The sequence below is a fragment of the Pseudomonas sp. R5(2019) genome (assembly GCF_009905435.1).
GTDB lineage: Bacteria > Pseudomonadota > Gammaproteobacteria > Pseudomonadales > Pseudomonadaceae > Aquipseudomonas.
This window is the reverse complement of sequence record NZ_JAAAMT010000007.1, coordinates 54,123-76,821: the sequence shown is the minus strand read 5'-3', so window position 1 is coordinate 76,821 and position 22,699 is coordinate 54,123. Positions and strand designations below refer to the sequence as shown.

Genomic DNA, 22,699 nt, shown 5'->3' with positions numbered 1-22,699 from the left:
GTCAGGGCACCGGCAGCAAGCGGCAACCCTGGCGCTCGCCGACCCAGATGGCACTGTTGCTGCGACCCAGGCCCGAGGCCGTCACCCGACGCAAGGCCGGGTCGTCACGCAATGCGCTCAGCGGCAGGTATTGCTTCACATAACCTGCACAGTAGTCGCCCGGCATCTGCATGACATAGCGGCATGAGCAGTATTCCTTGGCCGAGTAGGCGCTGAGGATGCCGGGAAACGCCTGCAACGCGACCCGCTCGCGCCATCCCCAGACGATCAGGGCAAGCAGGGCCATCAGCAGGACCCAGGACACTCGACGGATCATGGCCGCGCCCCGGCAAACGCTGCCAGCGCACGCTTGAGCAGTTCGTTGTGAGCGTAGCTGCCATCGCGATCATCGGCGTAGCGCACGATCACCAACTGCGCGCTGGGGACGATGTACAGCGCCTGGCCCCAATGGCCAAGCGCGGCGAATGCGTCTGCGGGCGCATCCGGCCAGGGCCGTGGTGCGCCCGCCACGGGCTGGTTCAACCACCAATGCCCGCCTGGTGTTGCCTCACCCGGTGCAGCGTTGGCCTTGGCAAACGGCGTGCGATTGAGCGCGACCCACTCGGCCGGCAGCAACTGACGGTCCTGCCAGCGTCCCTCGCGCAACATCAGCAGACCGATCCGCGCCAGGTCGCGGGCGGTCATGTAGGCATACGACGAACCGACCCAAATCCCATTGGCGTCGGTCTCCCAGACGGCGCTGCGTATGCCCAGCGGCTCGAACAGGGCGTGCCAGGGGTAATCGGCATAGTCCGCGGCGCCGACCATTTGCTGCAAGGCCGCCGCCAGCACATTGCTGTCACCGCTGGAGTAGCGAAAGCGTTGCCCCGGCTGGGCGAATGCCTTGTGCGCGGCCGTGAAGCCGGCCATGTCGGCGCGGCCACGGGTGTAGAGCATGGCCACCACGGACGATTTGAGCGGGGCGAACTCGTAGTCTTCCTGCCAGTCCAGCCCGGACGCCCAGTACAGCAGGTCTTCGATGTGCACGGCCGGGTGCACCGCAAAGGGTGGGTAGAAACGCGCGACCGGGTCCTGCAACTGAAATCGGCCCTGCCCGTAGGCGACGCCGAGCACGGTGGCGAGCACGCTTTTACTGATCGACCAGGTCAGGTGCGCGGTCGCCTGGGTGGTCGGCGCCGCGTAGCGTTCGTAGATCACCGTGCCGTCACGGACCACCAGCAAGGCATCGGTGCGGATGCCCTCGCGACTCTCGTCGTGACGCGGCGCGAATGCGTAGCTCTCCAGCGCCTGGAGGGCCGAGCTGGGCGGGGATGGCTGGGTTTGCCAATCATCACCGGGCCAGGTTTGCGCCTGCGCGACGGCGCCCCACATCAGCAAAAGAATGGACACCAGCATTGCGTTGACCATTGAGACGACCTGAAACGAGCGTTCCGTTCTGCAAGCTTAGCAACCGCGCGTGACAACTCTGCGCCAAGCCTCTTCCAGGCGTTTGGCCCGGGCCGCACTGGCTATTTCAAGCACGTCCTGATCGCGCTGCCACAGCTGCGCCCAGTGTACGGGGCCTGTGGCAAACGCCTCGTCCAACGGCTGCTTGAGCTGGGCAAACTGTTCGAACAAGCCACCCAGCAACAGGTGGCTGGTGGGCTGGTCGACGCTCTGCCGGCTGGCCTCGGCACAGCCGGCGAGCACGCCGATCAAACGCAGCTGCAGGCTTTGCGGCCAGTCACATTCCTGGCCCACGCCATACAGCCAGGCCGACAGCGCCGCCAGTACATACAAGTCTTCCAGCGAGCGAAACGGCTTCACGTAGGCATCCCAACCATCGCCGGCCAGGCGCTCGCACAAGACGTTGTCCAGCTGCACGCTGGCGTGACCGATGTCCGGTATCAGCGGCAGTACCGGCAGCGTTTCCAGGCGCACCCCCGGCTCGCCGACATAGACCACCGCCAGGCTCAGTTGCACCGCCGCCCCGCTGGCTTCACTGCGGGCCGCCACCAACAGCCATTCGGCGGCGTGGCCGGCAGTGACGAAATCCTTGCTCCCGGTCAGGCGCAAATCGTCCAGGCGCGTGCGCATGTCCGCCGGGCGCACGCTGTGTTGCTCGGTCGCACACAGCGCGCCGAGACTGGCCGGCGCACTGGGCCAGAGCGCCCGCAGCGCCGCCTGGTAGCCGACCAGAAACGCCAGCCCAGGGGTGGTCACCGCTCGCCCACCGAGCACCGCCAGTTCAAACGGTGTCACCGCGCCCAGCTGCTCCAGCAAGGCGGCATAGGTGTCGCTCAGCGAGTTTGCGACCGTAAGGCGTTCACGCAGATTGAGTCGTTCAAGCCAGGGCATCGAATCACTCCTTGAGGGCTGTCATACAAGCATCACCGAAACTTCATGGCGATGACACTGGGGCTACATAGGCTGAGATTGCACAACAAAGTCGACCGGCCGCAACCCATGGCTGGCTTCAGGAGACTCGCAATGACTCGAATCGCTCGCTCTGGCGACAACAGCACTGAACGCCGTCTACAAGCCGAACGCCTGGTAGGCCCCGCCGCCTTGCGCGAAGCCCAGGCCTTGCGTTTCAACGTGTTCAGCGGCGAATTCAACGCCCGCCTGAAGGGCGCAGAATTGGGCCTGGACATGGATGATTACGATGTGCACTGCAGCCATATCGGCGTGCGCGACCTCAATACCGGTCGTCTGGTCGCCACCACGCGCTTGCTCGATCACCAGGCGGCCCACGGCCTGGGCCAGTTCTACAGCGAAGAAGAATTCAGCCTGCATGGCCTTGGCCACTTGCAGGGGCCGATCCTGGAAATCGGTCGCACCTGCGTCGACCCCGACTACCGCAACGGCGGCACCATCGCCGTGCTCTGGGGTGAACTGGCCGAGGTGCTCAACCAAGGCCACTACCGCTACCTGATGGGCTGCGCCAGCATCCCGATGCAGGATGGCGGCGTACAAGCCCAGGCCATCATGCAGCGGCTGCGCGAGCGCCATCTGTGCACCGACTACCTGCGGGCCGAGCCGAAAAAGCCGTTGCCTGCGCTGGATGTCCCAGGCGATGTGATCGCCGAAATGCCACCGCTGCTCAAGGCCTACATGCGCCTGGGCGCCAAGGTCTGCGGCGAGCCGTGCTGGGACGAGGATTTTCAGGTGGCCGACGTGTTTATCCTGCTCAAGCGCGACGAACTCTGCCCGCGCTACGCCCGCCACTTCAAGGCGGCGGCCTGATGAAGCGGCTGCGCGCGTATGGGCGCGTGATCCGGGTGCTTTTGGTGGTGATGCTGGGCATGAGCATGGCTGCCACATTCACCCTGTATGAGCGGCTGGGTATCCACAACGCCACGGACCGGCGCCAGCGCTGGTCGCGGTTCTTCATGACCCGCCTGAGCTGCGCCCTGCCGTTCAAGGTCCGAGTGTATGGCAGCCTGCCGAGCCAGCCGGTGCTGTGGGTCAGCAACCATGTGTCGTGGACCGACATTCCGTTGCTGGGCATGCTGGCGCCGCTGTCGTTTCTGTCCAAGGCCGAAGTACGGACCTGGCCGATTGCCGGCTGGCTGGCACAAAAGGCCGGTACCCTGTTCATCCGCCGAGGTGCCGGAGACAGCCAACTGCTGCGTCGACAAATCACCGGCCACTTGCAGGATCGGCAGTCGCTGCTGATCTTCCCCGAAGGCACCACCACGGACGGGCGCGACCTGCGCACTTTCCATGGTCGCCTGCTGGCCGGCGCCATCGATGCCGGCGTGCCGTTGCAGCCAGTGGCCTTGCGCTACCTGCGTAACGGAGAGACCGATCCGATTGCGCCGTTTATTGGTGAAGATGACTTGCTCTCGCACTTGATGCGTTTGTTTGCCAATGACCCGAGCGAAGTGGAAGTTCACCTGCTGGCGCCAATCCAGAGTGCCGGGCAAGAACGGGCGGTGCTGGCATTCCAGGCACAGCAGGCCGTGCAGGTGGCGTTGTTTGGTGAAGGTGAGCCGGTGGTGATACGCAGGGCCAGGGCAGCGGCCTGAGCCCTTACATAACTGCTAAGCGGGGAATGTGGGAGCGGATTTATCCGCGAATAGGTGCACTGCGGTTTGACTGACACACCATGGTGAAGCTATTCGCGGATAAATCCGCTCCCACAGAGGCATACCTCAGTAATGGGAATCTTCTACAGAGTTCTGCACATTTGACCGCGCGTGAGGTATTCCTGCGCAAACACCTGTAGTTCAGGATAAAACACCCGAAAATCTCCCATCAGCGGCTCATACAACGCTTCCACTTCCGCCATCGCCCCCGCCATCCCTTCCGGTCGCGACAAGCGTCGGGCGATGCCGTTGAACACCTGCTCCAACACACCAAACTCGCGGTAAGCCCCCAACCAGTCATCCGCCATCATGTATGGCGCAATCCGTGCCAGCTGCCCCGGCAGGGCCGGTTCGGCAGCCAGCACCCGGTACACATTGGCCGTGAATTGCTCCAACGGCTGCTCGGCATAGTCCTGCCAATTCACCGCCAGGCAATGGTCGAAAAACACGTCGAGAATGATCCCGGCATAACGCCGCCGTTCCTTGGGGAAACGCCCCAGAGCGTTAAGCACCAGCGGGTGGCTGTCGGTGAAGGCATCGATGCGACGATGCAACTGGATCGCCGCCGCCAGTGGCTCGGGGAATTGGCCTTCGATGCGGCCTTTGACGAAATCGCCATAGAGGCTGCCCAGCAATTGCTGGGGAGCCTGGCCGCCAAGGTGCAGGTGCGCGAGATAGTTCATGAGGCGAAGCTTAGCATTGCCGCACACATATCGTTATAACGCGATATAGCGATCCGGACTTGACCTAGAACAAGATCATATTTGTATATCGCGAAATATCGATATACATTTCGCCCCATCGCGATACAGCGTTATTAGCCACTACCGAGCCCTGTCATGCCTCTTGATCTCGACGAAATAATAAAAGCCCTGGCCCATCCGGTCCGACGAGAAATCCTCAACTGGTTGAAAGACCCTGCCGTGCAGTTTCCCGACCAGTACCACAGCACCGAGCACGGTGTCTGTGCCGGGCAGATCGACCAACGCTGCGGACTCTCGCAGTCGACCGTCTCTGCGCACCTGGCGACCTTGCAACGGGCAGGCCTGATCACCAGTCAGAAGGTCGGGCAGTGGCATTTTTTCAAACGCAACGAGGAAACCATCCAGGCCTTCCTCAAGCAAATGAACCAAGAGCTCTGAAAGGAATCCAGCGCGGCGCCGACGCCGAGCTGGCCACTGCCAACTGATACCGACGAGGCTATTCACATGACGACGATTTTCGATCCCATCACACTCGGCGACCTCGAACTGCCCAACCGCATCATCATGGCCCCGCTGACCCGCTGCCGCGCCGATGAAGGCCGGGTACCCAATGCGCTGATGGCCGAATACTACGTGCAACGCGCCAGCGCCGGCCTGATCCTCAGCGAAGCCACCGCCGTGACCCCGATGGGCGTGGGCTACCCGGACACCCCGGGCATCTGGTCCAACGACCAGGTCCGCGGCTGGACCAACGTCACCAAGGCCGTGCATGCAGCCGGTGGGCGGATCTTCCTGCAGCTGTGGCACGTAGGCCGCATCTCCCACCCCACGTATCTGAACGGCGAACAGCCGGTCGCACCGAGCGCGATCCAACCCAAGGGTCACGTCAGCCTGGTGCGCCCGATCACCGAGTTCGTCACCCCGCGCGCGCTGGAAACCGCTGAAATCGCCGACATCGTCGAGGCCTACCGCACCGGTGCCGAGAACGCCAAGGCCGCCGGTTTTGACGGCGTGGAAATCCACGGCGCGAACGGCTACCTGCTCGACCAGTTCCTGCAAAGCAGCACCAACCAGCGTACCGACCAGTACGGTGGCTCGCTGGAAAACCGTGCCCGCCTGCTGCTGGAGGTGACCGACGCGGCCATCGACGTCTGGGGCGCCAACCGCGTGGGCGTACACCTGGCACCCCGCGCCGACTCCCACGATATGGGCGACGACAACCGCGCCGAAACCTTCACCTACGTCGCTCGCGAGCTCGGCAAGCGCGGTATCGCTTTCATCTGCTCCCGTGAAAAAGAAGCCGATGACAGCATTGGCCCGCTGATCAAGGAAGCCTTTGGCGGCCCGTACATCGTCAACGAGCGCTTCACCAAAGACAGCGCCAATGCCGCGCTGGCCAGCGGCAAGGCGGACGCGGTGGCCTTCGGGGTTCCGTTTATCGCCAACCCCGACCTGCCGGCTCGCCTGCAGGCCGATGCCGAGCTGAACGCGCCACACTCCGAGACCTTCTACGCCAAAGGCCCGGTCGGTTACATCGACTACCCGCCCCTGTAACCCCTCAGCCGAAAATGTGCGACGGGCGGCGCAGGGTCGGGTCGAAGGGATTGATCTTCGGCCCGATCGCCGCCGTTTCGCGCTTGAGCAGTTCGACCACCATCGGCAAGCGCTCCGGCCCCAGCCGGTCGCTGATGGTGGCGACGCTCAAGGCGGCGACGGCATGCCCGTTGCCATCCAGAATCGGCACGGCCAGGCCCGCCATGCCCGGCAGCACACCGGTATTGCGGGCGGCATAGCCCAGGCGGCGGACGTTCTCCACTTCCGAGCGCAGAAAGACCTCATCGTACAGATGGAAATCCTTGAGCCGCGGCAGGTTGTGACGGATCACGGTTTCCCGCTCCTCTTCCGGCAGAAAAGCCAGGATCGCCAGGCTGCCCTGCCCCACTCCCAACGCCACGCGCCCGCCAATATCACCGGTAAAGGTGCGGATCGGGTACGGCCCTTCACTGCGGTCAAGGCAGATGGCATCGAAGCCACTGCGTGCCAGCAGAAACAGTGAATCCCCCAGCGATGACGACAGCCGCAACAGGCTTGGCCGCACCAGGTCGCGCAGGTTGCCGCTGTTGCCGGCGCGCGCCGCCAGGGCGAAGAACTCAAGGCTGAGGCGATAACGCTTGCTGCGCGCATCCTGCTCGACCATCGCCTCTTCCACCAGCCCACGCACCAACCTATGAGTGGTCGGCTGCGACAGACCCACCTGCTGCGCCAGCTCGGTCACCCGCATGCCTTCTACCGGCGCCTCACCCAGCACCCGGAGGATGGCGAACAGCCGTGAGACGGCGCTGACGCCAACTTCCTGAGGATCACTATTCCGATCAGTGGAATCCATTTTTATAATTCCTAATTAAAATTTCACTAGCCGAATAAAATTGAAAATAGTCCATCTCTCAGTGAAATTCAGCATTGAGCCCATCCTATTCTTCGGCCTACTCTGCGTCCACCGGGACAAACAAATCGAATAACACGCCGGTCGCCACCCCAGGGTGAGCACCCATCAATCGATGTCCCCCTTCGCATCTGCCCAATACAAAAAGCGTGAACACGCACGCCCGATAACTACAGGTGGAACGCAGTTATGGCCTTTCTGCAGCTCGAAAACCTTTCCAAACGCTATGGCGCCGTCGACGCCGTGGTCGCCACCAACCTGGCGGTAGAAAAGGGAGAATTCGTCTCCCTGCTCGGGCCATCCGGTTGCGGCAAAACCACCACCCTGCAAATGATCGCAGGCTTTGTCGATGCCACCGGTGGGCGCATTCTGCTCGACGGCCGCGACATCACCCATGCCAAACCCAGCAGCCGTGGCCTGGGCGTGGTGTTCCAGAGTTATGCGCTGTTCCCGCACATGACCGTGCAGGACAACGTCGCCTTTGGCCTGCGCATGCGCAAGGTGGCCGAGGCCGAGATCCAGCGCAAAGTCAGCACCGTGCTGGCCCTGGTGCGCCTTGCCCAGCATGCCGAGCGCTACCCGCGCGAGCTGTCCGGTGGCCAGCGTCAGCGCGTGGCCCTGGCCCGTGCATTGGTGATCGAGCCGCCGGTATTGCTGCTCGATGAGCCGCTGTCGAATCTGGACGCCAACCTGCGTGAAGAGATGCAGTTCGAAATCCGCAGGATTCAAAGCGAAGTCGGCATCACCACCTTGATGGTCACTCACGATCAGGCCGAAGCCCTGTCGATCAGCGACCGCGTCGTGGTTATGCAGGCTGGCCGGGTGACCCAGATCGACGAGCCGTACAAACTCTATGAACACCCGCGCACCCGCTTTATTTCCGACTTCGTCGGCAAGGCCAACCTGTTGCCCGGCGACCTCGACGCCGGTGGCGCGCCGCAAGTGCGTCACGCCCACGGCGATGCCAGCCTGACCTTGAGCCTGCGCCCGGAAAAGATCGACCTCCTGGCCGCCGGCAGCGGTCGCCTGCAAGGCCGCATCGTCACTCGCTACTTTCTCGGCAGCCAGTGGCTGTACCGGGTCAACACCGGCCTGGGTGAATTGACCGTGGTACGCCGCAACGATGGCAGCGCCCCGCTCGACGAAGGCACAGCCGTCGGCCTCGACTGGCAACCGACCCTGCTGCGCGTACTTGCCGTGGATGAGGTGAGCGCATGAGTACCGCCAGCACTGCTCGCCTCGACCTGCGCGGCTATCTGCTATCGGCCCCGGCGCTGGCCCTGTTTATCGGTCTGCTGGTGTTGCCGCTGGGCCTGACCCTGGTGCTGTCGTTCAACGTCTTTGACTATGAAGTCGGGGTCAAGAGCGATGCCTGGACCTTGAGCCATTACCTGAGCCTGTTCGGCGACAGCTACTTTCTCGAGATCTTCTGGCGGACCTTCTGGATCAGCGCGCTGGTGACCTTTCTGTGCGTGCTGATCGGCGTACCCGAGGCCTACATCCTCAGCCGCATGGGCACCCCGTGGCGCTCGATTTTCCTGATCGTGATTCTCACCCCGCTGCTGATTTCGGTGGTGGTCCGAGCCTTCGGCTGGAGCTTGCTGCTGGGCGCCGATGGCTTGGTCAATCAGGCGATCCAGGCGCTGGGCGGCGCACCGATGAAGCTGTTGTACACCCCGTTCGCGGTGGTCATCGCGCTGGTCCACGTCATGCTGCCGTTCATGATCATTCCGGTCTGGACCTCGTTGCAGAAACTCGACCCGGCCGCCGAACAAGCGGCGCTGTCGCTGGGCGCAAGCCAGGCCAAGGTGATGCGCCTGGTGGTGTTGCCGCAAGTCATGCCCGGCGTGCTGTCCGGCACCCTGATCGTCTTCGGCCTGGCCGCCAGCTCCTTTGCCATCCCCGGCCTGCTGGGCGGGCGCCGCCTGAAGATGGTCGCCACCGTGGTCTACGACCAATACCTGTCTGAACTGAACTGGCCGATGGGCGCCACCATCGCCGTGGTCCTGTTGCTGGCGAACCTTCTGATCATGCTGTCGTGGAACCGCATGGTCGAAGGCCGCTACAAGAAATCGCTGGGGTAAATCATGTCGAAGAACGGTCCTCTTGCCCTGAGTTTTCACCTGCTGGTGGTGGTGTTCATGCTCGCCCCGCTGGTGGTGGTGTGCCTGGTGGCTTTCACCCCGGAAAACACCCTGAGCCTGCCCACCGCGGGCTTCTCCCTGCGCTGGTTTGAAGCCGTGTTCGAACGTGCGGATTTCATCGAGGCGTTTCGCAATAGCCTGAGCCTGGCCTTCCTGGCCGCGACGCTGGCCACCGCCATCGCCGTGCCGGCGGGCCTGGCGATCACCCGCTATCAGTTCCCCGGCCGCGACTTTCTCAATGTGCTGTTTTTGTCGCCGATCATCATTCCGCACCTGGTATTGGGCGTGGCGCTGCTGCGCCTGTTTGCCCTGCTCGGGGTCAACGGCAGCTTCAGCTGGCTGGTATTGGCCCACGTGGTGGTGATCGTGCCGTACGTGTTGCGGCTGGTGATCGCGGCAGCCATCGGCATCGACCGCAGCGCCGAACAAGCGGCGGAGTCGCTGGGTGCGAGTCGCTTCACGCTGTTTCGCAAGATCACCTTGCCGATGATCCTGCCGGGTGTGGCCGGAGGCTGGCTGCTGGCATTCATCAACAGCTTCGACGAAGTGACCCTGTCGATCTTCGTCACCTCACCGGCTACCCAGACTTTGCCGGTACGCATGTACGTCTACGCCACCGAGTCCATCGATCCGATGATGGCCGCGGTGTCCGCTCTGGTGATCGCGCTGACCGCAGCGACCATGATTCTGCTCGACCGGGTCTACGGCCTGGATCGGGTTCTGGTAGGGAAACACTGACATGGCTCTATTCAAACGGCTGACGGAACAGCAACGGCCCGCACTGGACTTCACCCTCGACGGCCGCCCGGCCAGCGGCCTGCTCGGCGATACCCTGCTGACCGCGCTGCTGACCTGTGGCGAACACTTGCGCGGCAGCGATTTCAGCGCCGAACCGCGCGCCGGTTTCTGCATGATGGGCGCCTGCCAGGACTGCTGGGTGCGCCTGGGTGACGGTCGACGGGTGCGGGCCTGCTCGACGCTGCTCGAAGCCGGCCAACAGGTCGAGCGCGAACCGGGGCGGCGAGTATGAGCGCGCCTGTGATCGTCGGTGCCGGCCCGGCGGGTATTCGCGCCGCGCAAACCCTGGTGGCCCATGGTCTGCACCCTTGCCTGGTGGATGAGGCCAGCCGTGGCGGCGGGCAAATCTATCGCCGCCAACCGGCCAATTTTCAGCGCCCGCCCGAGCAGCTGTACGGCTTTGAAGCGGGCAAGGCGACGGCCGTGCACCAAGCGCTTGATGACTTGGCCGGGCAGATCGACTACCGCCCCGAGACCCTGGTGTGGAACGCCGAACACGGTCGCCTGGACACCTTGAACAACGGCCGCGCCGGGCAGCTGGATTTTACCCAGGTGATTGTCGCCACCGGCGCCACCGACCGAGTATTGCCGGTGCCGGGCTGGACCTTGCCCGGCGTCTACAGCCTGGGTGCGGCCCAGATCGCCTTGAAGTATCAGGGCTGCGCCATCGGTGAGCGGGTTTTGTTTTGTGGCAGCGGGCCACTGTTGTACCTGGTGGCCTATCAGTACGCCAAGGCCGGTGCCAAGGTGGTGGCGGTGCTCGACAGCGCGCCGTTCAGCGCCCAGTGTCAGGCGTTGCCAACCTTGCTCGGGCAACCGGCGACCCTTGCCAAAGGCGTGTATTACCGCGCCTGGCTCAGCGCTCACGGTATCCCTGTGCAACAGGGCGCCAGCCTTGAACGCATCGAGGGGGACCAGCGCGTTCAGACCGCCATCTGGCGTCAGGGCGAGCATCGACATCAGCTCGAATGCGACGCGCTGGCCTTCGCTCACGCGCTGCGCAGCGAAACCCAACTGGCCGATCTGCTCGGCTGCGAATTTGCCTGGAACCCGCTCAATCGCGCCTGGCTGCCCGACCGCGACGCCGCTGGGCGCAGCAGTGTCGCTGGCATTTATCTGGCGGGCGACGGTGCCGGGATCATGGGCGCCGATGCCGCCGAAATGGCCGGCGAGCGAGCCGCCCTGGCCTTGCTTGAAGACCTCGGCCAGCGCGTTGATCACTCTCGGTGTCGCCAACTGGAAAAACGCTTGGCGGCCATCGCTCGCTTTCGCCAAGGCCTGGAGACTGCCTTCCCCTTCCCTGCCGACTGGGCGGAAAAGGCGCCAGATGACCTGGTGGTCTGCCGCTGCGAAGAAGTGCGCGCCGGTGACGTGCGCGCGGTGGTCCGCGAAGGTCATTGGGAGATGAATCGGGTCAAGGCCCACTGCCGGGTCGGCATGGGCCGTTGCCAGGGCCGCATGTGCGGCGCGGCGGCGGCGGAAATCGTCGCGGCGCACAGCGGCCGTTCGGTCGATTGCGTCGGCCGTTTGCGCGCGCAGGCACCGATCAAACCGCTGCCCTTTGGCGTGGAGTTCGACGCATGAAGCCCTGGATCGAAGCAGACGTCATCGTGCTCGGCGGTGGCATTGTCGGCGCCTCGGCCGCCCTGGCGCTGGCCCGGCGCGGACGCTCAGTGGTGTTGCTGGAGCGAGATTTCTGCGGCTCGCATTCCAGCGGCGTGAACTATGGCGGCGTGCGTCGCCAGGGCCGCCCATTGCATCAATTGCCGCTGTCCCAGCGTGCCCATGAAATCTGGAGCGAGTTGCCCGAGTTGATCGGCATCGACGGCGAGTACGTGCGCTCCGGTCACCTGAAACTTGCCCGCAGCCACGCCGATCTCGGGGCACTGCGCACTTATGCCGACGCAAGCCGCGGGTTCGGCCTGGGCCTGCAATTGCTCGACCGCAGCGCCTTGCGTGCGCGCTTTCCCTGGGTCGGTGATGTGGCCGTGGGCGCTTCGTTCTGCCCGGACGACGGGCATGCCAATCCACGCCTGGTCTCGCCAGCCTTTGCCCGTGCGGCCAAATGGCAGGGCGCACAAGTGATCGAGCAGGCGGGCACCAGCAGCGTCGAGCACGATGGTCAGCGTTTCCTGGTGAACACCAGCAACGGCGTTCAAGTTCGTGCTCCGTGGCTGTTGAATTGCGCCGGGGCGTGGGCTGCGAACCTGGCCGCACAATTTGGCGAGCCGGTGCCGATGGAATCACGGCATCCGGCCATGCTCGTCACCGAACCGCTGCCGCTGGTGATGGACGCCAGCACTGGCGTCGAAGGCGGTGGCATCTATGCCCGTCAGGTGGCGCGCGGCAATTGCGTACTCGGTGGTGGGCGCGGCTTTGCCCTCGATGCGAACCGCGCACGTCCGGGTCAGGCTGCAGTGCTGGAGATATTGCGCAACGCGGTTGAGCTCTACCCGTTTCTTGCCGGCGCCCAGGCCATCCGTACCTGGAGCGGCACCGAGGGCTACTTGCCTGACGGTGAGCCCGTGATCGGCCCCAGCAGCACTCAACCCGGTCTGCTCCACGGCTTCGGTTTTGCCGGCGCCGGTTTCCAGATCGGCCCCGCGGTCGGTGAGGCCCTGGCCGAACTGGTCTGCGAAGGCAAAAGCCAACAACCGATCGAAGCTTTTTCCATCCGTCGTTTCCAGGTCGCCCAAGACCGTCAATCCATTGCCTAGAGGAAGTCGCCCCATGAAGAACGTCAAACGTATCGTCTGCACCGGCTTGTCTTGCCTGCCCCTGGCCGCGCTGCTCAACACTACCGTCGCCCAGGCGGCCACGCCGACCCTGTACCTGGGCATGAACGGCGGCACCATGGAGCGCCTGTATGCCGATAAAGTCCTGCCTGCTTTCGAGAAGGCCAACAACGTCAAGGTAGTGATCGTACCGGGCACTTCGGCCGATATTCTTGCCAAGGTCCAGGCCAACAAAGACCGGCCACAAATGCATGTGATGCTGTTGGATGACGGCATCATGTACCGGGCCATTTCCATGGGCCTGTGCGAGAAGTTGCAGCCCAGCGCGGCGCTGGATCAGATCCCGGCCAAGGCACGCCTCAAGGAGCAGGCGGTGGCCGTCAGCCTTGGCGTGACGGGCTTGGCTTACAACACGCGGTTGTTCAAGGAGAAAGGCTGGAGTGCACCAACGTCATGGATGGACATGGCCGACCCGCGCTATCAGGACAAACTGGTGTTCCAGTCCCTCGCCTCTTCGACGTTCGGCCTGCACGGTTTTCTGATGTTCAACCGCATCCAGGGCGGTGATGAAAGCAACGTCGAGCCGGGCTTCAAGGCGTGGCCGAAAACAGTCGGGCCGAACGTGCTGGAATATATCGCCAGTTCCGCGAAAATCTCCGAAATGGTGCAGACCGACGAAGCCGCCTTGTTCCCGCTGACCCCGACCCAGGTCACGGCGCTGAAGCTACGCGGTATCCCGGTGGAATATGCGCAACCGAAGGAAGGCGCCGTGGTGCTCAATTTCACCGAGTGCGCTATCGCCAACAATGACCAACCGGAACTGGCGCAGAAGCTGGCGGCCTATTTGTTGACCCCTGAAGCTCAGGCGCCGGCGCTGGAGGAAGGTGACCAGATTCCGTCCAACCCCAACACCCCGACCACCGACAAGACTCGTGCGCAGGTGAAGGCCATGGAGCAGTATCTGGAAACGGCGATTGCGGTGGATTGGGATTTGGTCAATCAGCAGCGGCCGGCGTGGAACGCGCGGTGGAGTCGTTCGATCGAGCGCTAGACGTTATATTTTGGGGCTGCTTCGCAGCCCATCGCGGCCAGGTCCGCTCCTACATAGGCACCGCGTAATCTGTAGGAGGGGACCTGGCCGCGATGGCCCGCACAGCGGCCCCAAGGGCTCAAACCGTATCAGGCCGGCTTCACCCCATCCACCCGAAACATCTGCCGAATCCCGCGCAATGCCTGGCGAATCCGGTCCTGGTTTTCGATCAGCGCAAAGCGCACATGGTCGTCACCATAGTCACCAAACCCGATCCCCGGCGACACGCAGACCTTGGCCTCGGCCAGCAGTTTCTTGGCAAACTCCAGCGACCCCAGGTGAGCGTACTGCTCCGGAATCTTGGCCCAGACGTACATCGAGGCCTTGGGGTTTTCCACCATCCAGCCAATCTCGTGCAGGCCCTTGACCAGCACGTTGCGGCGCTGGCGATACTGCTCGGCGATATCGCGCACGCACTGCTGGTCGCCTTCCAGCGCCGCAATGGCCGCGACCTGCAACGGCGTGAAGGTGCCGTAATCGTGGTAGCTCTTGATCCGCGCCAGCGCGCTGACCAGCTCGGGGTTGCCGACCATGAAACCGATTCGCCAGCCGGCCATGTTGTAGCTCTTGGACAGCGTGAAAAACTCCACCGCGATGTCCTTGGCGCCCGGCACCTGCATGATCGAAGGCGCTTTCCAGCCGTCGTAGACGATGTCGGCGTAGGCCAGGTCGTGGACCACCAGCACGTCGTACTGTTTGGCCAGGGCCACCACGCGCTCGAAGAAGTCCAGCTCCACGCACTGCGCGGTCGGGTTGGACGGGAAGCCGAGAATCATCATCTTCGGCTTGGGGATCGACTCGCGAATCGCCCGCTCCAGCTCATTGAAGAAGTCCACGCCCGGTACCAGCGGCACTGAACGCACCTGGGCTCCGGCGATCACCGCACCGTAGATGTGAATGGGATAACTGGGGTTGGGCACCAGCACGGTATCGCCGTGGTCCAGGGTGCCGAGCATCAAGTGCGCCAGGCCTTCCTTCGAGCCGATGGTGACAATGGCTTCGTCTTCGGGGTCGATGTCCACCTCATAACGTTCCTTGTACCAGCGCGAAATGGCGCGGCGCAGGCGCGGAATACCGCGAGAGGTGGAGTAGCCGTGGGTGTCCTCGCGCTGGGCGACCTGCACGAGCTTTTCAACAATGTGCGGCGGGGTGGCGCCGTCGGGGTTGCCCATGCTCAGGTCGATGATGTCTTCGCCACGGCGACGCGCAGCCATCTTGAGCTCGGCAGTGATGTTGAAAACGTAAGGGGGGAGTCGATCGATGCGCGCAAAGCGGCGCGGCGAACCTTGTTCGGCCATGGTGTTCTCGCAAACGTAAGCGCCCGGAACCGTCCGAGCGACGCCGGCCACTGCGGTGGCCGTGGGGCGAAGATAGTGGGAGGAAGGACGTGTTGTCCAGCAAAAATTGAACGCCACGTCTTCCTGTTTGCCAGCGGTCAGCGAATGTCCTTGTACGCCGATGCATCCCACTTCACCGCTGCCGCCAAGCCTTCGGCCGGTTTCAGCGGCCCACCTTTCACTCCGCTGAAATGCACGCCTTGGCTGCCCAACGAGACAGCTCGTTCACCCTTGTTCGACTCGGTGAGCAGCGTGTAGGAGTGCTTGCGCATCGCAACGTACCGGGGCTCGTGATTGAGCAATGCCTGATGACAGGCGTGCAGTTGGGCGTCACTGAGTTTGAGTTGCTTATCCAGTTTGACGCCCCAGCGCGTCAAACAACACTCGGCAAAGTGCCGAACGATTTGCCCCGGCTCGATCAATTCCGGCTTGCCGGCTGCGCCATCGGCGGCGGCATTGCCGACCAGCGTCGCGTGGCGACCCGGCATCGGGTAGATGTGCGTGCGGGTGCTGGCCCAGGTCGAAGGAATCACGCAGGCAAAGCCTTTTGAGCGTTCATCACGCGAATAGAAGCTCACATATTCTTTGACGTTCTGGCCCAGGCTGACGCGGTGGGCCTGAAAGTTGAGCAGCCCTGGCACCGGGTCCACAGCGAAGATGTTCACCGGGATGTGCTTGAGCTGCGGGTCTTGCGCCATGGCATTGGCGAGCATATGGCAGCTGATGCCGCCACGGCTCCATCCCACCAGATTGACCTGGGTCGGGATGATGCCATCCTTGCGGAAGATCTTGATGATCTGTTCCTGCAGCTGTTGCGGCGTGACCAGGCGGTTGCCGTAGTGGTAACGGCGCCACAGCCATGACCCGGTCGCGTTCATGTCCTCGATCGGCACACCCGCCGCCTTGAGCGCGTAGTATTCCTTCTCCGTCAGCTCAAGGCGCTGCCAATCGCAACGGCCCTTGATGATCTGCAAGGCATGTTGGACGTTCTCTTCCCAACCCTTGCCGAACAAGGTGCCGGTCAGCCCGTAGGCCGGGGTTTTCACGAACAGGTCATCGGCTTGCAGGTTGCCGCTGCCGGGACCGTCGATGGCCACCCAATGGGCAAACTCCCGGCCCTGGTCATTGGCCGCCAGGGTCGAGACCAGTTCGCCATTCCAGAAGTTGGGGTTGGTGTCATCGAAACGGTGGGAGCCGGTGCCGCAGAAATAAACCGTCAGTACGCTCATGGTGCTGTCTCGTTGCTGTGAATGAGCCCGGCACGCTATCAACGCTTCGGGCCTGCGTTCAGAGGGGAGCCCCTCCCCGGCAACGATCAAACCCGCGCAAATAAAAACGCCCCGGGCTTTTCGGCTCGGGGCGTTGGGTGTTTCAGCGCGTCAGGATCAATGCGCGTAGGTCAGCAACAACTCGGTCGGGACCTTGGTGTCCAGCGACATCATCACGCTCAGGGCGGTGATGGTGAAGATCGAGAACACGAACAGCTTGCGCGCCCAGACCCGATCGTCCACAGCCTTGTAACCAGTCCAGGCCATGTACAACCAGTACATGCCCATGGCTGCCGCGACGGCCAGGTAGCTCATGCCGGCGTAACCGCCGATGGTGAGCATCAGGGTCGCCAAAAGGAAGGCCAGGATGTAGAACAGGATGTGCTTCTTGGCCACAACGATACCGCGCTTGACCGGCAGAACCGGAATGCTTGCAGCCAGGTAGTCGTTGAAGCGGAAGATCGCGATGGCATAGGAATGCGGCATCTGCCAGAGGCTGAACATCACCAGCAGGGTCAGCGCAGCCAGGTCGAAGCTGTTGCTCACGGCGCAGTAGCCGATCACCGGAGGCATGGCACCGGACAGGCTGCCAACCAGGGTGCCGTGCACCGATTTACGCTTCAGGTACAGGCTGTAGAAACCCACGTAGATGACGAAGCCGATCAACCCGAACAGGGCTGCCAGCGGATTGGCCTGCTGGTACAGCAGCCCCAGGCCCGCCACCCCCAGGAGGGTGGCGTAGGCCAGGGCTACCTTCAGAGACATGGCTCCCTGAACCATCACACGGTTCTTGGTGCGCTCCATCTTCAGGTCGATGTCACGGTCGATGCAGTTGTTGAACACGCAACCGGACGCCACCACCAACGAAGTGCCAATCACCGCAGCCAGGAACAGGGCGAAATCCACATGCCCTTGCGAGGCCAGGAAGAAACCACCTGCCACCGAAAGCACGTTACCGAAAATGATCCCCGGTTTGGTGATTTGGATAAAGTGCTTAAGGGACATGCAGTGTTCCTCAGTGCGCCATCATGTTTTGATGGATGCTGAACATGATCCACAGCGACAAGACGACCAGGAACGCGATGACCATCACGGTAAAGGCGAATACCCAGACATTCTGGCGTTGTGCAGCAGAGCGGTCCAGGTGCAGGAAGTACACCAGGTGGACCAGAATCTGAATCACCGCGAATGCAACGACGATGAACAGAGTCAGTTCCTTGGACAGCGATGGGTACATCACCAGGCCAAACGGAATCGCGGTCAGGATGATCGACAGTACAAAGCCGATCATGTAGGACTTCACGCTACCGTGACTGCCCGAATCGTGGCTGCTATGTGCGTTAGCCATTACATAACCCCCAGCAGGTAAACGACGGTGAAGACGCAGATCCAGACCACGTCCAGGAAGTGCCAGAACAGGCTCAGGCAGCTCATGCGCGTCATGTTGGTGGCGGTCAGACCCTTCTTCTGGATCTGGTACATCATCACGCCCATCCACAGCAGGCCACTGGTCACGTGCAGACCGTGGGTGCCGACCAGCGTGAAGAACGCCGACAGGAAGCCGCTGCGCTGAGGGCCGTAGCCCTCGGAGATCAGCAGATGGAATTCATTGATTTCCATCGCGATGAAGCCCAGGCCCAGCAGGAAGGTCACGGCCAGCCAGCCCAGCACGCCAGCTTTCTTGCCCTTGTAGGCAGCGAGCATGGCGAAGCCGAAGGTGATACTGGACAGCAACAGCAGTGCCGTTTCGCCCAGAACGTAGTTCAGTTCGAAGATGTCATGACCCGATGGACCACCGGCGAAGCTGTTGGCCAGCACGCCGTAGGCCGCGAAGATCGACGCAAACAGAATGCAGTCGGTCATCAGGTAGATCCAGAAACCGAATACGGTCATCCCGCCGGTGTCGTGGTGTTCGTCGTGCCCATGGTCGTGACCATGAGCAGCATCAGCATTAATTACGTGACTGGACATTGATTAAACCCGTTCCAACGTTGCGACAGGTGCGGCATGCGCCGGCACACCGGTCGCCAGGCCCATGGACTTGCGGCGCTCGCCTTCGATGCGTGCAACTTCTTCGGCAGGAACCATGTAGCCCTGGTCGTCACGTGCAGCGTGAGCAACGAAGACAGCGATGGTGCCAACCAGGCCGACAGCAGCCAGCCACCAGATGTGCCAGATCATGGCAAAACCGAACACAGTGATCAGCGCGCCCATGTAGACACCGGTGCTGGTGTTGTTAGGCATGTGGATCGCGGTGTACTTGCCAGGGACCTTGTACGCGGTACCGTTGCGCTTGGCTTCGGTGAACGCATCCAGACCCGCATCGACCGGCAGGTGAGCGAAGTTGTAGAACGGAGGTGGCGACGAAGTCGACCATTCCAGGGTATGGGCGTTCCACGGGTCACCGGTCACGTCCATGTTCTGCTTGCGATCACGGATACTGACGAAGATCTGGATCAGCTGGCAGGCGATACCCAGCAGGATCAGCACGGCACCACCGAAGGCGACGTACAGGTAGGTTTCCCACAGTGGGTTATCGGAGGTGTTCAGACGACGCGTCATGCCCATGAAGCCCAGCGCGTACAGCGGCATGAAGGCCACGTAGAAACCGGAGATCCAGAACCAGAACGCTGCCTTGCCCCACTTCTCGTTCAGGGTGAAACCGAACGCTTTCGGGAACCAGAACGCGAAACCTGCGATGTAACCGAAGACAGCACCACCGATGATCACGTTATGGAAGTGCGCGATCACGAACAGGCTGTTGTGCAGCACGAAGTCAGCACCTGGAACGGCCAGCAGTACGCCGGTCATGCCACCGATGGAGAAGGTGATCATGAAGCCCAGGGTCCAGAGCACTGGCGCGGTGAAGCGCAGACGGCCCTGGTAGATCGTGAACAGCCAGTTGAAAAGCTTCACACCCGTCGGGATGGAAATCAGCATGGTCGCCAATCCGAAGAAGGCGTTGACGCTGGCACCCGAACCCATGGTGAAAAAGTGGTGCAGCCAAACCACGAAGCCCAGTACGCTGATCGCGCCGCTGGCGTAGATCATCGACTTGTGGCCGAACAGGCGCTTGCCGGTGAAGGTCGAGATCACTTCCGAGAACACGCCGAAGGCCGGCAGGATCAGGATGTAAACCTCAGGGTGACCCCAGGCCCAGAACAGGTTGACGTACATCATCGGATTGCCACCAAGTTCATTGGTGAAAATGTGGAAATCCATGTAACGGTCAAGCGTCAGCATTGCCAGGGTAGCGGTCAGGATCGGGAACGAAGCCACGATCAGAACGTTTGCCCAGGTGCAGGTCCAGGTGAAGATCGGCATGTCCATCAGTTTCATGCCTGGTGCGCGCATTTTCAGAACGGTGGCCAGGAAGTTGACGCCCGTTAGCGTCGTCCCCAGACCCGATATCTGTAGCGCCCAGATGTAGTAGTCCACACCCACGCCAGGACTGTAGGCAATGCCCGACAGTGGCGGGTACGCAACCCAACCGGTCTTGGCGAACTCGCCAACACCCAGGGACACGTTCACCAGCACCACGCCCGACACCAGCAGCCAGAAGCTGAGGGAGTTCAGGAACGGGTAGGCAACGTCACGGGCGCCGATCTGCAGCGGCACTGCAAGGTTCATCAGGCCGGTGAAGAATGGCATCGCCATGAAGATGATCATGATCACACCGTGGGCGGTGAAGATCTGGTCATAGTGTTCGGGTGGCAGATAGCCTTCGCTACCGCCGGTGGCCATGGCCAGTTGCGAACGCATCATGATGGCGTCGGCGAAGCCGCGCAGCAGCATGATCATCGCGACGATGATGTACATCACCCCGATTTTCTTGTGGTCGACACTGGTCAACCACTCGGTCCACAAGTAGGTCCACTTGCGGAAATAGGTGATCGCACCGACCAACGCGAGACCGCCGAGCGCGATCATGGCGAGTGTCACCATGACTATCGGCTCGTGGTACGGTATCGCGTCCAGACTTAATTTACCGAACATCTTTTACTCCTCTGCCCCAGCAGCTGAATGCATACTCATGTCCATTCCTTCCATCCCGGCGACGTCTTTGCCTTCGTGCTCGGCTTTGTGGTGCGGCTTGCCACGGTTCATGCCTTCGTACTTGTCGACGATGGTCTGGAACAGGTTCGCCGGTACCACGCTGTAGAGCTCGACCGGGTTGTTTTCGCTAGGTTTGGCCAAGGCGTCGTATTCAGCTTTTTCAAGCTGTTTAGGTGCCTTTTTGACTTCACTGACCCAGGCGTCGAAATCTTCCTGAGACGTGGCGATCGCTTTGAATTTCATACCGGTGAAACCGGCGCCGCTGTAGTTGGCGGAGATACCGTCAAACACGCCATTTTCGTTGGCGATCAGGTGCAGCTTGGTGGTCATGCCGGCCATCGCGTAGATCTGGCCGCCCAGGCCCGGGATGAAGAACGAGTTCATCACCGAGTCGGAAGTGACTTTGAAGTTGACTGGGGTGTTGGCAGGGAAAACGATCTTGTTGACCGTGGCAATGCCTTGTTCCGGGTAGATGAACAGCCATTTCCAGTCCATGGCGACCACTTCGATGGTCACCGGCTTCACGTCGGATTCCAGCGGACGGTACGGGTCCAGCTCATGGGTGGAGACGTAGGTGAAGTAGCCCAGCGCGATGATGATCAGGACGGGAATGGTCCAGACCGCCACTTCGATCTTGGTCGAGTGCGACCAGTCAGGCGTGTAGGTAGCGGCCTTGTTGGAAGCACGGTACTTCCAGGCGAACGCGATGGTCATGAAAATGACAGGAATCACCACCAGCAACATCAGGCCGGTAGCGATCAGGATCAGGTTTTTTTGCTCAATGCCGACTTGCCCTTTAGGGTCCAGCAGCGTGTATTCACACCCGCTGAGAAAAAGCATGCCTAAAAAGGGCAAAATGCCAAACAGTCTGGGGTAACGCTTTTTACTCATCTCAGGACCTCTAAAGCAGCTTGCTTCAATGCAATTGTGTTTTGATCGCCAACACTTCATCCTGCCAAGCGTTAGCATTTATCGGAATTGAGTACGGGCATGCCCAGAAATCAGCTGCGGCTGCTCGGCAAGGCCTGTGTAGTGCGGTGCTTATTATTCTGACTTCGTAGGCAAGGCGCCTGTATTCAGACCAAATCCATTTGGCGTGGAAACGGGAGGGGTGTCAGCCCGGCATCGCCGCAGGCGATGCTCGTCCGAGTCAGCCAGAAGGGAGCTTGAAGCTCACTCGATTCTGCGACTCGCAAGCGGTGCCGAACGGAAATTGGGGGCGATTGTAGTGAGGTCGCCTACCCTTGACTATGACTAATTTAGCAACAGTTCTTTACAGGATGTGTAACAATCGGCCTGTTTCGGGCAGCTTCGCGACACATTGTCGCACCCGCACTCATCGCCTGAAAACCCCGACCTAGAGGGGTTTTACCCCCTCCCTACGGTAAAACAGGTCGCACCTCAAAAAAGTTCCGCGCCCGCGGTGGATTGTGTTTTGCACCCTACAAAGGTCGGGTGCCGCGACGGTTTCGGTAGATGCCCAACGGCACCAGTATCGCCGTCAATATAAAGGCGACCAGCGCCCACTGCGCGAGCGATAAACCCAGCACGGGCGGGTAAGGCGTCGCGCAAAACCCCTCGACCTGGAACACCAGCGGCAAGACCGACGCCAACGGCAGGCCATCGACGATGGGCTGCAGCGTGTCGACACCGCAGCTGACGGCCGGATTGGCCAGAATGTACACATGCCGCCCTGCCGCAGCGATGCCACCGATGGCGCTGAGCACCACCAGGCCCTCGCAGACCGTGATGCCGCGCGACCCACGCAGGGCGGCACCGATAAAGGCGAACACAGCGATCAGCAGCAAGGCATAGCGCTGCAGGATGCACAGCGGGCATGGCGCCTCACCCAGCACGACCTGCATGTACAAGGCACCGCCGATCAAGGCCAGGCATATCACCCCGAGCAGAACGAGAAAGCGCCTCTCACGGCTCAGGCGCAGCAATTGTTCAGTCATTTGCGTTCCTTAATAGAGGTGTTGGCTCAACAGTGAGCAATTCTACACCAGGCTATATAAGTGTTTGCTTAACAGAACATTAACAGCCACTGCACC

The 22,699-nt window shown here is 61.8% G+C and carries 24 protein-coding genes; 11 read left to right on the top strand and 13 right to left on the bottom strand.

Translation table 11 applies throughout. The features are described 5' to 3' along the window. Position 1: 1 nt before the first annotated feature. Genes GUY40_RS06910 through GUY40_RS06900 form a run of 3 tightly spaced genes read right to left on the bottom strand, consistent with a single transcriptional unit; the run spans position 2 to position 2,337 of the window. The gene (locus GUY40_RS06910) at positions 2–316 is read right to left on the bottom strand and encodes an amidase (RefSeq protein ID WP_166568205.1); all 315 of its coding nucleotides are present in this window, start codon (positions 314–316) and stop codon (positions 2–4) included. After that, complete coding sequence (locus GUY40_RS06905; RefSeq protein WP_256675659.1) at positions 313–1,407, bottom strand: serine hydrolase; 1,095 nt, start codon at positions 1,405–1,407, stop codon at positions 313–315. Before GUY40_RS06905 ends, GUY40_RS06910 begins: the two co-directional genes overlap by 4 nt. 36 nt (positions 1,408–1,443) lie before the next feature. Continuing rightward, complete coding sequence (locus GUY40_RS06900) at positions 1,444–2,337, bottom strand: acyl-CoA dehydrogenase (protein WP_166568204.1); 894 nt, start codon at positions 2,335–2,337, stop codon at positions 1,444–1,446. A 132-nt stretch (positions 2,338–2,469) separates the two neighbouring features. On the opposite strand from GUY40_RS06900, the gene olsB reads away from it, so the two are divergent. Together olsB and GUY40_RS06890 are read left to right on the top strand one after the other, a co-directional pair. Continuing rightward, positions 2,470–3,225 (top strand): L-ornithine N(alpha)-acyltransferase, encoded by a 756-nt coding sequence (gene olsB / locus GUY40_RS06895; RefSeq protein WP_166568203.1) that lies wholly within the window; start codon positions 2,470–2,472, stop codon positions 3,223–3,225. Then, positions 3,225–4,010, top strand: coding sequence for a lysophospholipid acyltransferase family protein (locus GUY40_RS06890; RefSeq protein WP_166568202.1), 786 nt, complete (start codon positions 3,225–3,227; stop codon positions 4,008–4,010). The genes olsB and GUY40_RS06890 overlap by 1 nt, the downstream gene beginning before the upstream one ends. Positions 4,011–4,153: 143 nt before the next feature. Here GUY40_RS06890 and GUY40_RS06885 read toward each other — a convergent pair whose 3' ends face one another. Further along, positions 4,154–4,753, bottom strand: a complete 600-nt coding sequence (locus tag GUY40_RS06885) for an ACP phosphodiesterase (RefSeq protein ID WP_166568201.1) — start codon at positions 4,751–4,753, stop codon at positions 4,154–4,156. 156 nt (positions 4,754–4,909) lie between these two features. Between GUY40_RS06885 and GUY40_RS06880 the strand changes: the two genes are divergently transcribed. Further along, complete coding sequence (locus GUY40_RS06880; protein ID WP_166568200.1) at positions 4,910–5,212, top strand: helix-turn-helix transcriptional regulator; 303 nt, start codon at positions 4,910–4,912, stop codon at positions 5,210–5,212. 66 nt (positions 5,213–5,278) lie between these two features. Further along, positions 5,279–6,328, top strand: coding sequence for an alkene reductase (locus GUY40_RS06875; RefSeq protein ID WP_166568199.1), 1,050 nt, complete (start codon positions 5,279–5,281; stop codon positions 6,326–6,328). Between the two features lie 4 nt (positions 6,329–6,332). Here GUY40_RS06875 and GUY40_RS06870 read toward each other — a convergent pair whose 3' ends face one another. Continuing rightward, entirely contained in the window at positions 6,333–7,160 is an 828-nt protein-coding gene (locus GUY40_RS06870; protein WP_166568198.1) for an IclR family transcriptional regulator, read from the bottom strand. A 246-nt stretch (positions 7,161–7,406) separates the two neighbouring features. Here GUY40_RS06870 and GUY40_RS06865 point away from each other — a divergent pair, with 246 nt between their 5' ends. From GUY40_RS06865 to GUY40_RS06835, 7 genes are read left to right on the top strand one after another with little or no spacing between them, the layout of a single operon-like run. Further along, positions 7,407–8,435, top strand: coding sequence for an ABC transporter ATP-binding protein (locus GUY40_RS06865; RefSeq protein WP_166568197.1), 1,029 nt, complete (start codon positions 7,407–7,409; stop codon positions 8,433–8,435). Continuing rightward, positions 8,432–9,301: an ABC transporter permease gene (locus GUY40_RS06860; RefSeq protein ID WP_166568196.1), complete on the top strand. Its 870-nt coding sequence runs from the start codon at positions 8,432–8,434 to the stop codon at positions 9,299–9,301. The genes GUY40_RS06865 and GUY40_RS06860 overlap by 4 nt, the downstream gene beginning before the upstream one ends. Positions 9,302–9,304: 3 nt before the next feature. Continuing rightward, the gene (locus GUY40_RS06855; RefSeq protein ID WP_166568195.1) at positions 9,305–10,099 is read left to right on the top strand and encodes an ABC transporter permease; all 795 of its coding nucleotides are present in this window, start codon (positions 9,305–9,307) and stop codon (positions 10,097–10,099) included. A 1-nt stretch (position 10,100) separates the two neighbouring features. Beyond that, on the top strand, positions 10,101–10,391 hold the full coding sequence (locus tag GUY40_RS06850; RefSeq protein WP_166568194.1) for a (2Fe-2S)-binding protein: 291 nt from the start codon (positions 10,101–10,103) through the stop codon (positions 10,389–10,391). Continuing rightward, on the top strand, positions 10,388–11,743 hold the full coding sequence (locus tag GUY40_RS06845) for an NAD(P)/FAD-dependent oxidoreductase (RefSeq protein WP_166568193.1): 1,356 nt from the start codon (positions 10,388–10,390) through the stop codon (positions 11,741–11,743). Before GUY40_RS06850 ends, GUY40_RS06845 begins: the two co-directional genes overlap by 4 nt. After that, on the top strand, positions 11,740–12,876 hold the full coding sequence (locus GUY40_RS06840; RefSeq protein WP_166568192.1) for an FAD-binding oxidoreductase: 1,137 nt from the start codon (positions 11,740–11,742) through the stop codon (positions 12,874–12,876). Before GUY40_RS06845 ends, GUY40_RS06840 begins: the two co-directional genes overlap by 4 nt. A 13-nt stretch (positions 12,877–12,889) precedes the next feature. Then, positions 12,890–13,945: an ABC transporter substrate-binding protein gene (locus GUY40_RS06835; protein WP_166568191.1), complete on the top strand. Its 1,056-nt coding sequence runs from the start codon at positions 12,890–12,892 to the stop codon at positions 13,943–13,945. A 128-nt stretch (positions 13,946–14,073) separates the two neighbouring features. Here the strand turns inward: GUY40_RS06835 and alaC are convergent, their stop codons facing one another. From alaC to GUY40_RS06795, 8 genes are all read right to left on the bottom strand, one after another. Then, the gene (gene alaC / locus GUY40_RS06830; protein ID WP_166568190.1) at positions 14,074–15,282 is read right to left on the bottom strand and encodes an alanine transaminase; all 1,209 of its coding nucleotides are present in this window, start codon (positions 15,280–15,282) and stop codon (positions 14,074–14,076) included. 137 nt (positions 15,283–15,419) lie between these two features. Next, entirely contained in the window at positions 15,420–16,550 is a 1,131-nt protein-coding gene (locus tag GUY40_RS06825; RefSeq protein WP_166568189.1) for a hypothetical protein, read from the bottom strand. Between the two features lie 156 nt (positions 16,551–16,706). After that, the gene (gene cyoE, locus GUY40_RS06820; RefSeq protein ID WP_166568188.1) at positions 16,707–17,594 is read right to left on the bottom strand and encodes a heme o synthase; all 888 of its coding nucleotides are present in this window, start codon (positions 17,592–17,594) and stop codon (positions 16,707–16,709) included. 10 nt (positions 17,595–17,604) lie between these two features. After that, positions 17,605–17,937 (bottom strand): cytochrome o ubiquinol oxidase subunit IV, encoded by a 333-nt coding sequence (gene cyoD, locus GUY40_RS06815; RefSeq protein ID WP_166568187.1) that lies wholly within the window; start codon positions 17,935–17,937, stop codon positions 17,605–17,607. Further along, positions 17,937–18,560: a cytochrome o ubiquinol oxidase subunit III gene (gene cyoC / locus GUY40_RS06810; protein WP_166568186.1), complete on the bottom strand. Its 624-nt coding sequence runs from the start codon at positions 18,558–18,560 to the stop codon at positions 17,937–17,939. Before cyoC ends, cyoD begins: the two co-directional genes overlap by 1 nt. Before the next feature lie 3 nt (positions 18,561–18,563). Beyond that, entirely contained in the window at positions 18,564–20,585 is a 2,022-nt protein-coding gene (gene cyoB, locus GUY40_RS06805) for a cytochrome o ubiquinol oxidase subunit I (protein ID WP_166568185.1), read from the bottom strand. A 3-nt stretch (positions 20,586–20,588) separates the two neighbouring features. Beyond that, entirely contained in the window at positions 20,589–21,536 is a 948-nt protein-coding gene (gene cyoA, locus GUY40_RS06800; RefSeq protein ID WP_166568184.1) for a ubiquinol oxidase subunit II, read from the bottom strand. 551 nt (positions 21,537–22,087) lie between these two features. After that, positions 22,088–22,603 (bottom strand): disulfide bond formation protein B, encoded by a 516-nt coding sequence (locus tag GUY40_RS06795; protein WP_166568183.1) that lies wholly within the window; start codon positions 22,601–22,603, stop codon positions 22,088–22,090. Positions 22,604–22,699 lie beyond the last annotated feature (96 nt).

Bases quoted from the DNA above. Each gene is read 5' to 3' on its own strand.
- GUY40_RS06910 (WP_166568205.1), bottom strand. From the start codon at position 316: ATGATCCGTCGAGTGTCCTGGGTCCTGCTGATGGCCCTGCTTGCCCTG.
- GUY40_RS06905 (WP_256675659.1), bottom strand. From the start codon at position 1,407: ATGGTCAACGCAATGCTGGTGTCCATTCTTTTGCTGATGTGGGGCGCC.
- GUY40_RS06900 (WP_166568204.1), bottom strand. From the start codon at position 2,337: ATGCCCTGGCTTGAACGACTCAATCTGCGTGAACGCCTTACGGTCGCA.
- olsB (WP_166568203.1), top strand. From the start codon at position 2,470: ATGACTCGAATCGCTCGCTCTGGCGACAACAGCACTGAACGCCGTCTA.
- GUY40_RS06890 (WP_166568202.1), top strand. From the start codon at position 3,225: ATGAAGCGGCTGCGCGCGTATGGGCGCGTGATCCGGGTGCTTTTGGTG.
- GUY40_RS06885 (WP_166568201.1), bottom strand. From the start codon at position 4,753: ATGAACTATCTCGCGCACCTGCACCTTGGCGGCCAGGCTCCCCAGCAA.
- GUY40_RS06880 (WP_166568200.1), top strand. From the start codon at position 4,910: ATGCCTCTTGATCTCGACGAAATAATAAAAGCCCTGGCCCATCCGGTC.
- GUY40_RS06875 (WP_166568199.1), top strand. From the start codon at position 5,279: ATGACGACGATTTTCGATCCCATCACACTCGGCGACCTCGAACTGCCC.
- GUY40_RS06870 (WP_166568198.1), bottom strand. From the start codon at position 7,160: ATGGATTCCACTGATCGGAATAGTGATCCTCAGGAAGTTGGCGTCAGC.
- GUY40_RS06865 (WP_166568197.1), top strand. From the start codon at position 7,407: ATGGCCTTTCTGCAGCTCGAAAACCTTTCCAAACGCTATGGCGCCGTC.
- GUY40_RS06860 (WP_166568196.1), top strand. From the start codon at position 8,432: ATGAGTACCGCCAGCACTGCTCGCCTCGACCTGCGCGGCTATCTGCTA.
- GUY40_RS06855 (WP_166568195.1), top strand. From the start codon at position 9,305: ATGTCGAAGAACGGTCCTCTTGCCCTGAGTTTTCACCTGCTGGTGGTG.
- GUY40_RS06850 (WP_166568194.1), top strand. From the start codon at position 10,101: ATGGCTCTATTCAAACGGCTGACGGAACAGCAACGGCCCGCACTGGAC.
- GUY40_RS06845 (WP_166568193.1), top strand. From the start codon at position 10,388: ATGAGCGCGCCTGTGATCGTCGGTGCCGGCCCGGCGGGTATTCGCGCC.
- GUY40_RS06840 (WP_166568192.1), top strand. From the start codon at position 11,740: ATGAAGCCCTGGATCGAAGCAGACGTCATCGTGCTCGGCGGTGGCATT.
- GUY40_RS06835 (WP_166568191.1), top strand. From the start codon at position 12,890: ATGAAGAACGTCAAACGTATCGTCTGCACCGGCTTGTCTTGCCTGCCC.
- alaC (WP_166568190.1), bottom strand. From the start codon at position 15,282: ATGGCCGAACAAGGTTCGCCGCGCCGCTTTGCGCGCATCGATCGACTC.
- GUY40_RS06825 (WP_166568189.1), bottom strand. From the start codon at position 16,550: ATGAGCGTACTGACGGTTTATTTCTGCGGCACCGGCTCCCACCGTTTC.
- cyoE (WP_166568188.1), bottom strand. From the start codon at position 17,594: ATGTCCCTTAAGCACTTTATCCAAATCACCAAACCGGGGATCATTTTC.
- cyoD (WP_166568187.1), bottom strand. From the start codon at position 17,937: ATGGCTAACGCACATAGCAGCCACGATTCGGGCAGTCACGGTAGCGTG.
- cyoC (WP_166568186.1), bottom strand. From the start codon at position 18,560: ATGTCCAGTCACGTAATTAATGCTGATGCTGCTCATGGTCACGACCAT.
- cyoB (WP_166568185.1), bottom strand. From the start codon at position 20,585: ATGTTCGGTAAATTAAGTCTGGACGCGATACCGTACCACGAGCCGATA.
- cyoA (WP_166568184.1), bottom strand. From the start codon at position 21,536: ATGAGTAAAAAGCGTTACCCCAGACTGTTTGGCATTTTGCCCTTTTTA.
- GUY40_RS06795 (WP_166568183.1), bottom strand. From the start codon at position 22,603: ATGACTGAACAATTGCTGCGCCTGAGCCGTGAGAGGCGCTTTCTCGTT.